The 13,738-nt window shown below is 63.2% G+C and carries 14 protein-coding genes; 3 read left to right on the top strand and 11 right to left on the bottom strand.

Translation table 11 applies throughout. The annotated features are described in order from the left end of the window. The first annotated feature begins 32 nt into the window (after positions 1 to 32). Both D0T21_RS22610 and D0T21_RS22605 read left to right on the top strand, forming a co-directional pair. Positions 33 to 2,774: a TonB-dependent receptor gene (locus D0T21_RS22610; RefSeq protein ID WP_116993497.1), complete on the top strand. Its 2,742-nt coding sequence runs from the start codon at positions 33 to 35 to the stop codon at positions 2,772 to 2,774. A gap of 84 nt (positions 2,775 to 2,858) precedes the next feature. Beyond that, positions 2,859 to 3,830: a cupin-like domain-containing protein gene (locus D0T21_RS22605; protein WP_116993498.1), complete on the top strand. Its 972-nt coding sequence runs from the start codon at positions 2,859 to 2,861 to the stop codon at positions 3,828 to 3,830. 58 nt (positions 3,831 to 3,888) lie between these two features. Here D0T21_RS22605 and D0T21_RS22600 read toward each other — a convergent pair whose 3' ends face one another. The 3 genes from D0T21_RS22600 to D0T21_RS22590 are packed head-to-tail and all read right to left on the bottom strand — an operon-like array spanning position 3,889 to position 5,540. After that, positions 3,889 to 4,776, bottom strand: coding sequence for an NAD(P)/FAD-dependent oxidoreductase (locus D0T21_RS22600; protein WP_116994529.1), 888 nt, complete (start codon positions 4,774 to 4,776; stop codon positions 3,889 to 3,891). Further along, the gene (locus D0T21_RS22595) at positions 4,751 to 5,215 is read right to left on the bottom strand and encodes an Rrf2 family transcriptional regulator (protein ID WP_116993500.1); all 465 of its coding nucleotides are present in this window, start codon (positions 5,213 to 5,215) and stop codon (positions 4,751 to 4,753) included. Before D0T21_RS22595 ends, D0T21_RS22600 begins: the two co-directional genes overlap by 26 nt. Positions 5,216 to 5,264: 49 nt before the next feature. Further along, positions 5,265 to 5,540 (bottom strand): acylphosphatase, encoded by a 276-nt coding sequence (locus D0T21_RS22590; RefSeq protein WP_116993501.1) that lies wholly within the window; start codon positions 5,538 to 5,540, stop codon positions 5,265 to 5,267. Between the two features lie 183 nt (positions 5,541 to 5,723). On the opposite strand from D0T21_RS22590, the gene D0T21_RS22585 reads away from it, so the two are divergent. Continuing rightward, positions 5,724 to 6,323: a hypothetical protein gene (locus D0T21_RS22585; protein ID WP_116993502.1), complete on the top strand. Its 600-nt coding sequence runs from the start codon at positions 5,724 to 5,726 to the stop codon at positions 6,321 to 6,323. A gap of 15 nt (positions 6,324 to 6,338) precedes the next feature. Here D0T21_RS22585 and D0T21_RS22580 read toward each other — a convergent pair whose 3' ends face one another. From D0T21_RS22580 to rpsP, 8 genes are all read right to left on the bottom strand, one after another. Beyond that, positions 6,339 to 9,089: a pitrilysin family protein gene (locus tag D0T21_RS22580; protein WP_116993503.1), complete on the bottom strand. Its 2,751-nt coding sequence runs from the start codon at positions 9,087 to 9,089 to the stop codon at positions 6,339 to 6,341. Positions 9,090 to 9,194: 105 nt separating this feature from the next. Then, entirely contained in the window at positions 9,195 to 9,530 is a 336-nt protein-coding gene (locus tag D0T21_RS22575; protein ID WP_116993504.1) for a DUF3579 domain-containing protein, read from the bottom strand. A gap of 224 nt (positions 9,531 to 9,754) precedes the next feature. Further along, positions 9,755 to 10,723 carry a CobD/CbiB family protein gene (locus tag D0T21_RS22570; RefSeq protein ID WP_116993505.1) on the bottom strand — a complete coding sequence of 323 codons (969 nt, stop codon included), beginning with the start codon at positions 10,721 to 10,723 and terminating at the stop codon, positions 9,755 to 9,757. A 55-nt stretch (positions 10,724 to 10,778) separates the two neighbouring features. Continuing rightward, entirely contained in the window at positions 10,779 to 11,447 is a 669-nt protein-coding gene (locus tag D0T21_RS22565) for a CoA pyrophosphatase (protein ID WP_199538613.1), read from the bottom strand. Between the two features lie 68 nt (positions 11,448 to 11,515). After that, positions 11,516 to 11,902 carry a 50S ribosomal protein L19 gene (gene rplS, locus D0T21_RS22560; RefSeq protein WP_008446022.1) on the bottom strand — a complete coding sequence of 129 codons (387 nt, stop codon included), beginning with the start codon at positions 11,900 to 11,902 and terminating at the stop codon, positions 11,516 to 11,518. Between the two features lie 119 nt (positions 11,903 to 12,021). Then, positions 12,022 to 12,768 carry a tRNA (guanosine(37)-N1)-methyltransferase TrmD gene (gene trmD / locus D0T21_RS22555; RefSeq protein ID WP_116993507.1) on the bottom strand — a complete coding sequence of 249 codons (747 nt, stop codon included), beginning with the start codon at positions 12,766 to 12,768 and terminating at the stop codon, positions 12,022 to 12,024. Between the two features lie 21 nt (positions 12,769 to 12,789). Further along, positions 12,790 to 13,350 carry a ribosome maturation factor RimM gene (gene rimM / locus D0T21_RS22550; protein ID WP_116993508.1) on the bottom strand — a complete coding sequence of 187 codons (561 nt, stop codon included), beginning with the start codon at positions 13,348 to 13,350 and terminating at the stop codon, positions 12,790 to 12,792. Positions 13,351 to 13,364: 14 nt separating this feature from the next. Beyond that, positions 13,365 to 13,610: a 30S ribosomal protein S16 gene (gene rpsP / locus D0T21_RS22545; protein ID WP_008446017.1), complete on the bottom strand. Its 246-nt coding sequence runs from the start codon at positions 13,608 to 13,610 to the stop codon at positions 13,365 to 13,367. Positions 13,611 to 13,738 lie beyond the last annotated feature (128 nt).

The raw sequence follows: 13,738 nt of genomic DNA, 5'->3' as shown, positions 1-13,738 counted from the left end.
GGAACATGTACCACAATTCGAATAACACTAAAATGTCCAAACTGACGCCTATCGCGACCGCAGCCGCCATCCTGGCGCTGAGCGTCTCGATGACCGCTCAGGCACAACAGGCCGCGGCAGACAAAGAGCCTGAAGTCGTGATCGTGAGCGGCATCCGCGGCTCGCTGCAGCAATCGCTGTCGGTCAAGCGCAACGCGTCGAGCAACGTCGACGTGATCACCGCCGAAGACGTCGGCAAGATGCCGGACAAGAACGTCGCCGACTCGCTGCAACGCGTCCCCGGCGTGAACATCTCCACCTCGGGCGCAGGTTCGGGCGGCTTCGATGAAAACGACCGCGTCTCGATGCGCGGCACCGCGCCGTCGCTGACCCAGACCCTGATCAACGGCCACGCCGTCGCCTCGGGCGACTGGTTCGTGCTGGACCAGGTGGGCGGCGCCGTCGGCCGTTCCGCTTCCTACTCGCTGCTGCCGTCGGAAATCGTCGGCCAGGTGGTGGTCTACAAATCGCCGACCGCCGACCAGATCGAAGGCGGCTCGAGCGGCTCGATCGACATCCGCACCCGTCATCCGCTGGACTTCAAGCAGCCGATCTCGATGGAGGCGACGGTGCAGGCGGTGTACGCCACCCTGCCGGAAAAAACCGACCCGCAAGTGAGCGCGCTGTTCAACTGGAAAAACGAAGCCGGCACGCTCGGCCTGATGGTGCAGGGCTTCTCGGAAAAACGCAGCCTGCGCCGCGACGGCCAGGAGCTGCTGCAGTGGACCCAGGTCGCACCGACCAACGCCGCCGTCAAGACCAATCCCGACCTGGCCAACGTCTGGTTCCCGCGCCTGATCGGCTCCTCGCTGTTCCAGCAGGAGCGCAAGCGCAAGGGCGGCCTGCTCGACCTGCAATTCAAGCCTAGCCGCGACCTGAGCCTGGAGGCGACCTACTTCCGTTCGAAGATGGACGCGTCCAACTTCAACACCAACTACATGACCGACATGAACGGTTCCGGCATGCTGGGTTCGGGCGTCGCGCCTGATCCGGGCTACGTGATCCGCAACGGCACGCTGGTGTCGGCCTCGTTCGCCAACAAGGGCACGGCCGCCAAGCCGCTGCGCTACGGCATCGTCGACGACATCGTCCGCGAAGGCGCCTACGCCCAGACCGAGTTCTTCGACCTGGACGGCAAGTGGCGCGCCACCGACAAGCTGGTGTTCACCGCCAAGGCCGGCTCCACCAAGGGCAAGGGCGTGACCCCGAGCCAGGGCGTGTTCGAGGGCGACGTCAACAACTCCGGCGCCAGCTACCAGTTGAATGGCCTGGGCAGCCCGGCCAACGTCAAGTTCCCTAACATCGACGTCTCCAAGTTCACCGGCACCCCGCTGGACTGGGTGTTCGGCGTCTCGCCGGCCACCACCGACGACAAAGAGACCTATGGCCAGATCGACGCGGCCTTCGCGCTCGACAGCGGCGTGTTCCGCGAACTCAAGTTCGGCGTGCGCGGCTCGCACCACACCCGCGCCAACTTCGAAGTGGCGCAAGGTCCTAACTGGGCCAACACCGACGTCGGCGGCAGCACCACCAACCCGGCCTGGAACGGCACCACCTATCCTGGCAACTTCGGCAAGGACCTGGGCGGCGACTTCCCTAGAAACGTCTGGATCCTGGACCCGGCGATCCTGAACGCCTGGGGCGACCTGCACTCGAACCGCGATGTCTCGCGCACCTACTACCAGGACATGTTCGACCTGAAGGAAAACACCAAGGCGATCTACGCCCAGGCCGAGATGGAAGGCGAAGGCTGGAACGGTAACGTCGGCCTGCGCATCGTGCGCACCGAAGGCACCTCGAACGGCTACCAGATCCTGCAGAACCAGCCAGCCGGCGGCACGCTGCCAGCCTATCCATGGGGCGGTTTCGTCCAGAAGACGGCGATCGACAACAACAGCACCATCCCGCTGCCTAGCCTGAACCTGAAGTTCGACCTGCGCTCCGACCTGGTGGCCCGCGTCGGCCTGTCGCGCACCATGACCCGTCCCGACTACGGCGCCCTGGGCGGCGCGGTGCTGCTGACCGACGAGACCCACACCGGCAACGGCGGCAACGCTGCGCTGAAACCGGTCAAGTCGAACAACCTGGACGCCAGCCTGCAATGGTACTTCGCACCGCGCGCCCTGCTGTCGGCCGGCGTGTTCTACATGGACCTGCATGACTACGTCGGCTACGGCGTCAGCACCGGCACCTTCATCGACAGCCGCGCTTCGCAGGAACAGAAGAAGCCCGTGTTCGCGACCTACAGCATCACCTCGCCGATCAACGTCGGCGCCAAGGTCAAGGGCATGGAACTGGCTGCCCAGGTACCGGTCGGCATGGGTTACGGCTTCGACGCCAACGCCACCTTCGCCGACTCGCACCTGGACTTCGGCGCCTGCCCGGCGATGCAGACCGCCACCTCCGGCGATCCGTGCGACATGCTGGGCGCTTCGAAGGTCACGGCCAACGCCGGCGTGTACTACGAAAACGACAAGTTCAACGTCCGTCTGAGCTACGCATGGCGCTCGGCGTTCCTGGCAGCCCAGGACCGCGGCACCCCGCTGTACCAGGACGCTTCGGGCACCCTGTCGGCCTCGTTCAACTACAACATCAGCAAGAACATCGTGCTGACGCTGAGTGGCCAGAACCTGAACAACCCGATCCTGAAGAACTACATCTTCAACCAGGATCAACCGGCACGCTTCTATGCCAACGGCGCGCAGTACTACGCTGGCCTGCATATCAAGTACTGATCGGTAACCGTTTCATTGTGTAGTCTGTTCCCGCCACGGCCGCTCCCGGCCCTGGCGGGTTTTTTTTATGCCATCATACGATCCATGAACCAGATCATCGAATATCAGGACCTCGACCCGGCGCGCTTTGACGACGAGATCGTCGGCAGCTACCGGCCCGCCATCCTGCGCGGCTTCGTGCGCCACTGGCCGGCCGTGCACCAGGCGCTGCAGGCGCCGGAAGCGCTGTGCCAGTACCTGATGGGGTTCGACAGCGGCCACCAGGTCGACGCCGTCATGACGCCGCCGGACCAGCGCGGGCGGCTGTTCTACAAGCCGGACATGGACGGCTTCAACTTCGTCCGCAACAAGGTGCCGGTATCGAAGGTGATCGAGCAGCTGGCGCGCTACTCACAGTTCGAGGCGCCGCCGTCGGTGGCGATCCAGAGCGCGCTGATCGACGACTGCCTGCCGCAGTTCGCGCTGCATAACGTGGCGCCGGCGCTGCCGCCGTCGGTGCGGCCGCGCATCTGGCTGGGCAACACCATCACCACGCCGGCGCACTTCGACGAATCGTACAACCTGGCCTGCGTGGTCAGCGGCGAGCGGCGCTTCACGCTATTCCCGCCCGAGCAGGTAGCCAACCTGTATATCGGCCCGCTGGATTTCGCGCCGACGCCGACGCCGATCAGCATGGTCAATTTCCGCGATCCCGATTATGTGCGGCACCCGCGCTTCCGGCAGGCGATGGAAGCGGCCCTGGTGGCCGACCTGCTGCCGGGCGACGCGCTGTTCATCCCGCCGCTGTGGTGGCACCACGTGCAGTCGAACGGCATCCTGAACATGATGGTCAACTACTGGTGGAAGAATGAGGAGCCGGCGCCGGATGCCGGCACCACCTTCGAAGCGCTGGTGGCCACGCTGCAAAGCATGAAGCACCAGCCAGCGGAACTGCGCGCCGCATGGGGCGCGATCTTCCAGCACTACGTGTTCGATCCGGCGCAAGACCCGTCCGCGCACATACCGGAACACAAACAGGGCGTGCTACACAACGCCCGCCCGCCGCGCCAGCCCTGACGCCGCGCATTGCAGGCCGAGATGCTCAGGCGGCTGCGGCCAGCCCGAAGATCAGCGACTAATGGGCGGCGGCGCCGGCCATCGCGCCGTCTGCCACGGCCAACGCCACATTGCCGAACATGCGCGCCGCGTCCCCGCACACAAACACGCCGGCCACGCTGGACGCCTTCATCGCGTCGACGCGCACATGCGAGCCGGTCGCCCCCTGCTCCACCTCGCATCCGAGCTGCTCGGCCAGCGCACTGCCGCTGTGAGTACGGGTCAGCACGAACAGACCCGCCATCTCAAGGCTGCGCCCATCCTGCAACTGGACGGCCGCATGGCCGCCGACAGACTGCACCGGCACGCGTTCGATCGCCACACCGCGCGCCGCCAACGCCGCCAGCTGCGCCTCGTCCGGCTCGAACGCGCCGTTGAGGAAGAACGTCACCGCCCCCCAGTCCGGCAGCATCATCGCGTGGTGGATGGACAGCGGGCCGGTCGCCAGCACGCCGATCGCGCCCTCCATCAATTCATAGCCGTGGCAATAGGGGCAGTGGAAAGCGCTGCTGCCCCAACGCTCGGCCAGGCCGGCGACAGGCGGCAGCTCGTCGACCACGCCGGTCGCCAGCAACAGCCGCAACGCATTGAACGCGCTGCCGTCGTCCAGCGTCACGCGGAAGCCTTGCGCCGTCCGCGCCGCCTGCGTGGCCGAGCCTTCGATCCAGCGCACCGTCGGATACTTCATCAACTGGGCGCGGCCGTCGGCGACGATGGCCGCAGCCTCGCGGCCATCCTGCCCAAGGAAGCCATGTGAATGCTGGGCGTATCGGTTGCGGCGCTGGCCGGCATCGATCACCAGCACGCGACGGCGGGCGCGCGCCAGCTGCATCGCCGCCGACAGGCCGGCGTAGCTGCCGCCGATGACGATGACGTCGAACTCAGTCGCCGGATGGGGGATGTGCATGGGAAGCTCCTTTGTGATGGGCGTATCCGTCGTTGAAGCGGGCCGACAGGTCGGCCAGCGTCACGTCCTTGAAACGTTCGATCAGCAAAGCCTCGGCTTCATCGAAGGCGCTGGACAGCGCGTCGTTGACGGCGCGCTCCACCAGGCACCGAGGATGCTCCTCGCGGTTCCCCATCGCGAACACCGTGGGCGAACCGACCGCCTCGTAGATGTCGCGCAGCGTCACCTTGCGCAGGTCGCAGGTGATGCTCCAGCCGCCGCCGTGCCCTTTGCCGGAGCCGACGTAGCCGCGCTCGCGCAGCCCGGCCAGCACGCGCCGCACCAGCACCGGATTGGTGCCGAGGAAGCTCGCCAGCTCGTCGGAGGTAAACGGCCGCTCGGCGTGCGCCATGTGCAGCAGCACGTGCAGGATGGAAGATAGTTTGCTGTCTCGTCTCATGTAACTAATGATAGTACATAATCGGAAAGCGCGCTTGCCGCGTCGCTTTTTACAGCGTGGGCAGAATTTTGAAGTCGCCGTCCGCCGATTCCAGCGCCAGGCCTTCTTCGATAACGACGTTGGCAACGCGGGCGGCGGGCGGGCCACGCCTGGCCCAGGTGGTAATGGCTTCGATCGCCTGAGGGCCGCCATCGACGGCAGCCTCCACCGAACCATCGCGGCGATTGCGCACCCAGCCGGACAGACCCAGCGCCCGCGCCTGCTCCGCAAACGAAGCGCGATAACCGACACCCTGGACCCGCCCCTCTATCATCAATCGCCTCATGATCGCTCCCAAATTTCCGTGAGAATACAGGGTGGGGCTAGTACTGCCCGTCCCTTCGCCGGACGATACTATTTCGGCTTTCTGCTTTTATCTATTTTCGTCATTTCCGAACTCTTTTTTCGAGCGCTGGTCCAACAGAGAGGAATAGAAGACGCCAGCAAAAACCAGACAGGAGAATCAGAAATGAATTTCACAAGGTCTCAAAAAACCTCCCCCAAGGTCCCTCCCGCCGCCTATGACGAGCTCTGCGATTTCCTGCGCCAGAGCGGCAGCCCGCTGACACCCGCCGAAGCCATCGCCGGCGCGATCAAACTATGGATAGAAAAGAACCGCGAAGACGCAGCCCCGTTGCGCGGCTACCAATGGAAGCAGCTGTTCCTGCCCGAAGCCACGCGTCTGCGCCTGCACAGCGGCGACAACTGGCACGGCGCCGAAGTGGTCGGCGACGACCTCATCTTCCGCGGCGCGGCGGTCTCACCGAATCAGATGGTACAACAAGTATGCGGCGATGCGCGCAATGCCTGGCTCGAACTCTGGGTACGCTTCCCGGGTGAAAAGAACTGGACCAAAGCCGCCCAGTTGCGCGCCTGCCAGAACGAGCTTGCCGCCAAGGCGCCTTTGTCGCCGGCGGACGCGATGGCCGCCGCCGCCAAAGCCATGAGCGCCGCACTGAGCACGGCGCTCACACTGGTCGAACACGCGAACCACCAATCGCAAAACACGCTGGAACGCCGCCTGCCCCGCTACCGCCGCACCCACGACCAGTTGGACGACATCCATTGACGCCGCCAAGTCTGGCTATTTCGCACTCGCGGCGGACGCCGCACCTTTGGCCTTGGCCTCATCGCCCGCCGTCACCACCGTCAGCTTGGCCGGATCGACGGCCTTGCGGAAGGCGGCGTTGACCTGCGCCAGCGTGGCCGCCTTGAGCTTGTCCTCATACTCCTTGCTCCAGCTGTAGGTGCGGTTCATGTACAGGTTGCGCGTCCAGCCCGCGGCCAGCACGTTGTCCTTGGAGCGGTTCTGCACCCGCTGCTGCAACAGACCCGATTTCGCGCCCGCCAGTTCGGCCGCCGTGAAGCCGTCCTTCACCGCGCGCTCCAGCTCCTGCCGGATCGCCGCTTCCAGCTTCTTCAGGTTCTGCGGCGCGGCGATGGCGTCGATGCCGAAGCTGCCGGCGCGGTCGATCTCGCCCGCCTGCAGGCCCGAACCGCCGCCGTAGGACAAGCCATCCTTCTGTCGGATGCGGTCCATCAGGCGCGATTTCAAACCGCCTTCGCCGAAGATGTAGTTGGCCAGGTCCAGCAGCGGATAGTCAGGGTCATTGACGTTCAGGTCCAGGTTCAGGCGCGCCGTGTAGAAACCGTTCTCCTTGTCCGGCGCGTTGATGGCCTTGTGCAGCGGCGCCTTGTCCTCGTTGGCCGACGTGATCGGCGTATAAGCCACCTTGCTGTCCCAGCCACCGAAGCTGTCGGCGATGGTCTTGCCGATCGCAGCCTTGTCGAAATCGCCGACGATCGCCAGCTCGCCATGATTGGCGCCGTAGTACTCGCGATGGAAGGCGATCACGTCCTCCAGCTTCAGCGCCTTCACCGCCGCCAGCTGCTCATCGACCGTCATCGGCGCGCGCACGTCGCCTTTCGGATAGTGGTTGAAATACAGGTCCACCTCCGTGCGCGCCAGCGCTTGCGGCTCATTGCGCGACGCCTCGATCGCCACCAGCCACTGCTGGCGCAACTGCTCGAATTCCGCCGCCGGGAAGCTGGCCTCCTTCAGCACATGCGCGACCAGCCGCAGAGCCGCGTCCAGGTTCGGTCCCGTGGTATCGAAGCGATACAGGCTGCCGGAGATCTTCAGCTTGGCGAAGGCGTCAGCCAGCTGCTCGCGGCTGTATTTGCTGGTGCCGCGCATCAGCATCTCGCTGGCAGCGCTCGAGACGATGGCCGTGTTGAACAGGTTTTTCTCATCGCCCCAATGCAGCTGCAAGTCCACCGACACCGCCTCGCCGCGATTCTTCTTGTTCAGCAGCGCGACCTTCAAGCCGCCGACGGTCTTGATCTCGGTGCGCGCATTGATATTGGCCTGGCTCGGATCGAACACCTCCGACGTCAGCACGCTGTCCTTGCCCTTGAAGTCCTTCATCACCTCCGCCACCGAAGGCGCGGCCGGGATCTCGGCGCGCAGCGGTGCATCCTCCGGCACGAAGCTGCCGACCACGCGATTGTCGCGCTTCAGATAGCGTCCCGCCGCAGCGGCCACCTGCTCCGGCGTGATGCCCGGCAGCTTGTCGCGGCCCTGGAACAGCAGGCGCCAGTCGCCCAGCGCGATCTCCTCGGACAAGCTCACGCCCACCCGCTGCGGATCGTTGAGCGACTTCTCGATGCCGTTGGCGAAGTTGCGCCGCGCGCGCTCCATCTCTTCCGCCGTCGGCGGCGTCGCCGCGAAGCCCTCCACCGTCGCGATCAGCGCATCGCGCACCGGCTCCAGCGGTTCGCCCGCCTTCACCACCGCGCCGATGATCTGCAGGCCTGGCGCATAGCCGGTCTGGCCGAAGCTGAACACCTGCGCCGCCTTGCCGCTCTCCACCAGCGCCTTGTGCAGGCGCCCGGTCGGCGTATCGCCCAAGATCTCGGACATGAAACTCAGCGCATCGCTATCCTCCTGCAAGGCCGACGGAATCTTGTAGCCCAGCGCGATCACCTGCATGTCGCCCTTGCGCCGCACCACGAAGCTGCGTTCCCCATCCTGCGTCGGCTCGACCGTCCAGAACGGCGGCAGGCTGCGCTTGGGTTTCGGGATCACGCCGAACGATTTGCTGATCCAGGCCAGCGTCTGCGACGGCTCGAACTTGCCGGCCACCAGCAGCACCGCATTGTCCGGCTGGTAGTAGGTGCGATAGAAAGCCTGCAGATTCTCGATCCGCACATTCTCGATATCGCTGCGATTGCCGATGGTCGAACGGCCATACGAATGCCAGTCATACGCCACGCTCTGCATGCGCTTGAGCAGCACCGAGAACGGATCGTTCTCGCCGCTCTCGTACTCGTTGCGCACCACCGTCATTTCCGAATCGAGATCCTTGCGGGCGATGAAGGAATGCACCATGCGGTCCGCCTCCATGTCCAGCGCCCACTTCAGGTTGTCCTGGCTGGCCTGGAACACCTCGTAGTAGTTGGTGCGGTCGTAGGAAGTGGTGCCGTTGAATTCCATGCCGCGGTTGGCGAATTCCTGCGGGATGCTGCGGTTCTTCGGCGCGCCCTTGAACATCATGTGTTCCAGCAGGTGGGCCATGCCGGTCTCGCCGTAGTTCTCGTGCCGCGAGCCGACCAGGTAGGTCACATTGACCGTCACCGTCGGCTTGGACGCATCGGGGAACAGCAGCACTTTCAAGCCGTTCGGCAGGCGGTACTCGCTGATGCCCTCGACCGAAGGTCCCTTGACCACGCCGGCCGGCAAGGCCTGCGCCCACGCGCTGCCGGTGGCGACAAAGGACAAACCGCACAGCATCAGGCTGGCGGCGGCGGCGTGTTTCAAACGGCTGTTGTTCATGGTCTCTCGCGAAAAAAACTGAAGAACAGGCAGCATACGCCCTACCCCGCCCTCGTGGGTAGACGCTTAAGCAAATTTTAAAACAAGGGGGAGGTCAGGCCAGGATCAGGCTTTTTCAGGCAGGATGCAGGCGTCGACCATTTGCAGGTCGTTGTCCTTGGCGAAGGAGATGACGAAGTGATAGGCCAGCGGTTCGAGCTGGCGCAGCTTGCCGTTGACCACCACCGACTTGACGCCATCGATGACGGTCGGTGTGACATACGGCGAGAACTGCAAATGGGCGTCGCGCCCGCCGCCATAGCCTTCCGGCTTGAAGCACGACATCACGCCGCACAGGCGCTCGGCCCAGTCGCTGGGACGGAACTGCCTGCCATTGCTGGTCTGGCCGAGGATGAAGAACGAATCCTGCTGTTCTGACGGTTTTTGAGCTGACTCTGCCATAGGCGGCTGCTTATGAGTAGATACTTGTTGGTAACAAGAATGCGTGGAAGATCCCGACTTGGTCGGTCGGGCGGATATCATTCTGTAAGATTCTTACGTATTATATCTTATAGAAGACCTGAATACGTAAGTCATTGATTTCAATCCAGATTCCAACGCGATTAACCACTTTGGTGCAGAATAATCATTATTCTGCACCACAGCAATGCCGCTATTGTACCCGCTTAAGGGGTCGCTCCGAGCCAGACTGCGCCGGACAACAGCAATAACAACATCATCCACAGCAGCAAGGCGCGCCACACCAGGCCCACCGTGCTTTGCAGCGCCCGCACGCTGGGCTCCTCGCCCGGCAGCATGTCCGGCTCTTCGTCGCCGATGTCGACGGTGGCGGCATCGGCCGGCAGCACCTTGGCGGCGTTTTCCACCGGCGAGCCCAGGCGCACGCCCATGGCGCCGCCGCCGGCCGACAGGATGATGCCGATGGCCTCGTCCGCCCAGCGGTGGGCGAAGTTGCGCCAGGCGTAGATCGCGTCCTCGAAATTGCCAACCACGGCGAAGGCCACCGCCGTCAGGCGCACCGGTATCCAGTCGATCCAGTAGAAGGCGCGCGCGGCGAACTGGCCGAAGGCTTCGTTGCGCATGTGCTCAGGCTCGTTCCAGGCGCGCGCCAGATGCTCGGACACGCGGTACATCACGGCGCAGGCAGGGCCCAGCGGCATCAGGAACCAGAAAAACACGCCGAACACATTGCGGTGCGTGGTGATCAGCGATTTCTCGACCGCCAGGCGGGCGATCTCCGACGCTTCCATGCCCACCGTGTCCTGCCGGGTCCATTCGGCCAGCAGCGCGCGCGCGGCGGCGTCGTCGCCGGCGTTGAGCGCCAGCTGGATCGAGGTGAAATAGTGGCTGTAGTGGCGAAAGCCCAAGGTCAGGTAGACAATCAGCACGTTCCACGCGAACGCCGCCAGGAACCAGTTGTAGTGCTTCAGCACCCAGTAGATCAGCGCCGTCGGCACCATCAGGATGGCCATCATCAGGAACCAGCCCATGCGGCCGTGGGTCGAGTCGCCGGCGTTAAACCAGATCTCCATCCGCAACGCCAGGCGCTTGATTTCGGCGTAGATCGGATTGTCTGCGCGCAGCGGCTTCATTTGCTCGATCAACAGCGCGCATAGAATGGAAAGAAAAGTCATTAAGAATCCTTTGAGTCGGCAATGCCTTGATGCCCGCTACGATAGCGTAGTGTGACTATGCGCGCAAGAAATGGAACAGATTGCGCAGCATGCCCGCCGTCGCGCCCCAGATGTAATAGTCGCCATATGGCATGGCGTAGAAGCTGCGCCGCCCGCCCGGCAATTGCACCGACAGCCGCTGGTGGTTCAGCCCATCCATCAGGAAAGCCAGCGGCACTTCGAAGATTTCCGCCACTTCGGACGGATCGGCGGTCAGCTCAAACGGCGGCGCGATCAGGCCCACCACTGGCGTGACGCAATAACCGGTGCCGGTGAGATACTTGGGCAAGGTGCCCAGCACGTCGACATGGCGGCGCGCTAGGCCGATCTCCTCCTCCGACTCGCGCAGCGCGGTGTCGACCGCATCGCTGTCGTAGTCTTCGGCGCGGCCGCCGGGAAAGCTGATCTGCCCGCCGTGATCGGTCAGGTGCGCGGTGCGCTGGGTCAGCAGGATGGTCAGGCCGCCCTCGCGCAACACCAGCGGAATCAGCACCGAGGCCGGCGTCGGCGTCGGCCGCTGCGACAGGCTGCCCAGCGATTCCTCGGCGCCCTCGGGCTTCCAGGCCGGCTGCTCGATGAAGCGGCCGCGCAGCCACGCGGGCGTCAGGCGCTCCGGCGCGACGGCGGGTTCGCCGGCGATGGCGTCAATTGGTAGTTGCTGGGGATCGAACAGGGACTTGGCCAAACGCGACTCCATTATGAAAAAAAAGGGGCACCGATGGCGCCCCTTCTATCCAAACACAAACGCAGCTATTAAGCGGCGGTTGCTTTCGCCACTGGGCGACGGTTTGGCAGTTTTTCCTTGATACGTGCCGATTTACCGGAACGATCACGCAGGTAGTACAGTTTAGCGCGACGTACGTCACCGCGGCGTTTCACTTCGATCGAAGCGATCAGCGGGGAGTACAGCTGGAAGGTACGCTCGACGCCTTCGCCGGACGAGATCTTACGAACGATGAAGTTCGAGTTCAGGCCACGGTTACGACGGGAGATGACTACGCCTTCGTAAGCCTGGGCGCGCTTGCGGGTGCCTTCGACTACGTTAACGTTGACGATCACGGTATCGCCAGGTGCAAAGTCAGGGATGCTTTTGCCCAGGCGAGCGATTTCTTCTTGCTCGAGTTGTTGAATCAGATTCATTTAGATGACTCCATAAACCATCGTGCTGGCGCGCTATGAGTCGAAACTCGATGCCCAGTAGAGGATGGGGTTAAACAACCATGCGGACGACATGTCCGCCGGCTTCTACAACAACAGGTTTACAAACCTGCCAAAAACTTTTCATCAAGCTTGGTGAGCTGCCCTGCCTCACGCGCCTTGACCAGCAAATCCGGGCGCTTGCGCGCGGTCGCCTCCAGCATGCGCTGACGGCGCCATTTCTCGATCTCGGCGTGGTTGCCGCCCATCAGCACCGGCGGTACGCCCACACCTTCATACGTTTCCGGCCGCGTGTAGTGCGGCGAATCCAGCAGGCCGTTGACGAAGCTGTCCTCGATCGCCGACGCATCCGTGTTCAACACGCCGGGAATCTGGCGGATCACGGCATCCATCAAGGCCATCGCCGGCAACTCGCCGCCGGACAGCACGAAATCGCCAAGGCTGATTTCCTCGTCGATGCAACGGTCCAGCAAACGCTGGTCCACCGCTTCGTAGCGGCCGCACAGGATCACCAGACCGGGCTCCTGCTTCAGCTGCATCACGCGCTCGTGCGTCAACTGCTTGCCCTGGGGCGACATGAACACCACGCGGGGCGTCGGCAGACCGGCTTCGGTCTGGCGTTGCTTCGCCGCGTTGAGCGTCGCTTCCAGGGGTTTGGCCAGCATCACCATGCCGGGGCCGCCGCCATAGGGGCGGTCATCCACGGTGCGGTGATTGTCGGTCGTGAAATCGCGCGGATTCCACAACGACAAGCCACATTTATTCTGTTCAAACGCGCGCCGGGTGACACCCGACTGCGTCAGTGCGGCGAACATTTCAGGGAACAGGGTCACGACATCGAATTGCATGGCGGGCCGCCCTTATGTTCTTTAATAATCAAGGCCCCAGTCGACAGTGATCTTCTTTGCGGCCTTGTCTACCTTGATGACAAACGCGTCCACAAATGGAATCAGGCGCTCTTGCGCCGCAACCTCGGGATCTGCATCTGGCGTAGCGGCTGGCTGTATGCGCAAGATCGACTGCGGACCATTGCTCATCATGTCAGTCACCGTACCGAGGTGCTCACCTTGCAAATTCTCTACTTCCAGACCAATCAACTCGGTCCAGTAAAACTCATCGTCGGACAAGGCCGGGAAACGACTGCGCGGAACCGAAACAGCTGCGCCCTTGAGCGCTTCTGCGACGTCCCGATCGGTCACTCCCACCAGCTGTGCGACCACGTCGCCGCCATGCAGTTTGCACTGCTTGACTTCGACATCGTGCAAGCTAGGCTTGTCGATCCACCAGTTTTTTACCGACAGGAGTGCATCCGCATCTTCCGAGAAAGGACGTATCCTCACCCAGCCAGCGACGCCGTAAGCACCGAAGACAAAGCCTACCTGTGCCAGATCGTCGGGGACTTGCACCCCGGATGCATTCTTATCGGTCAAACCAGCAACCAGACTTAAGCAGCTTTGTTCGAAGCTACCAGGCGAGCCACGGTAGGCGACAGTTGTGCGCCAACCGATTGCCAGTGAGCCAGACGGTCAGCGGTGATGCGCAGTGGCACTTCGCCACCGGATGCCATCGGGTTGTAGAAACCGATGCGCTCGATGAAACGGCCATCGCGACGATTGCGCGAGTCGGTTGCAACGATGTTGAAGAACGGACGCTTCTTGGCGCCTCCACGAGCTAAACGAATAACGACCATAATATTTCCAAAAAGTGTGCTAGGACGGAAAAAGCCGCAAATTATAGCGCGCTTTGCCGCGAAGCAGCAAGCGTTAATGAAATAATCGGGCAGATTGGGGTAATCGAAGATTATCCCCCGAACCGGCG

The organism is Duganella sp. BJB476, from assembly GCF_003416895.1.
Classification (GTDB): Bacteria; Pseudomonadota; Gammaproteobacteria; order Burkholderiales; family Burkholderiaceae_D; genus Rugamonas.
Note: the sequence above shows the minus strand (reverse complement) of the source record. Positions and strands in the feature narration are given on the sequence as shown.

Bases quoted from the DNA above. Each gene is read 5' to 3' on its own strand.
- D0T21_RS22610 (WP_116993497.1), top strand. From the start codon at position 33: ATGTCCAAACTGACGCCTATCGCGACCGCAGCCGCCATCCTGGCGCTG.
- D0T21_RS22605 (WP_116993498.1), top strand. From the start codon at position 2,859: ATGAACCAGATCATCGAATATCAGGACCTCGACCCGGCGCGCTTTGAC.
- D0T21_RS22600 (WP_116994529.1), bottom strand. From the start codon at position 4,776: ATGCACATCCCCCATCCGGCGACTGAGTTCGACGTCATCGTCATCGGC.
- D0T21_RS22595 (WP_116993500.1), bottom strand. From the start codon at position 5,215: ATGAGACGAGACAGCAAACTATCTTCCATCCTGCACGTGCTGCTGCAC.
- D0T21_RS22590 (WP_116993501.1), bottom strand. From the start codon at position 5,540: ATGAGGCGATTGATGATAGAGGGGCGGGTCCAGGGTGTCGGTTATCGC.
- D0T21_RS22585 (WP_116993502.1), top strand. From the start codon at position 5,724: ATGAATTTCACAAGGTCTCAAAAAACCTCCCCCAAGGTCCCTCCCGCC.
- D0T21_RS22580 (WP_116993503.1), bottom strand. From the start codon at position 9,089: ATGAACAACAGCCGTTTGAAACACGCCGCCGCCGCCAGCCTGATGCTG.
- D0T21_RS22575 (WP_116993504.1), bottom strand. From the start codon at position 9,530: ATGGCAGAGTCAGCTCAAAAACCGTCAGAACAGCAGGATTCGTTCTTC.
- D0T21_RS22570 (WP_116993505.1), bottom strand. From the start codon at position 10,723: ATGACTTTTCTTTCCATTCTATGCGCGCTGTTGATCGAGCAAATGAAG.
- rplS (WP_008446022.1), bottom strand. From the start codon at position 11,902: ATGAATCTGATTCAACAACTCGAGCAAGAAGAAATCGCTCGCCTGGGC.
- trmD (WP_116993507.1), bottom strand. From the start codon at position 12,768: ATGCAATTCGATGTCGTGACCCTGTTCCCTGAAATGTTCGCCGCACTG.
- rpsP (WP_008446017.1), bottom strand. From the start codon at position 13,610: ATGGTCGTTATTCGTTTAGCTCGTGGAGGCGCCAAGAAGCGTCCGTTC.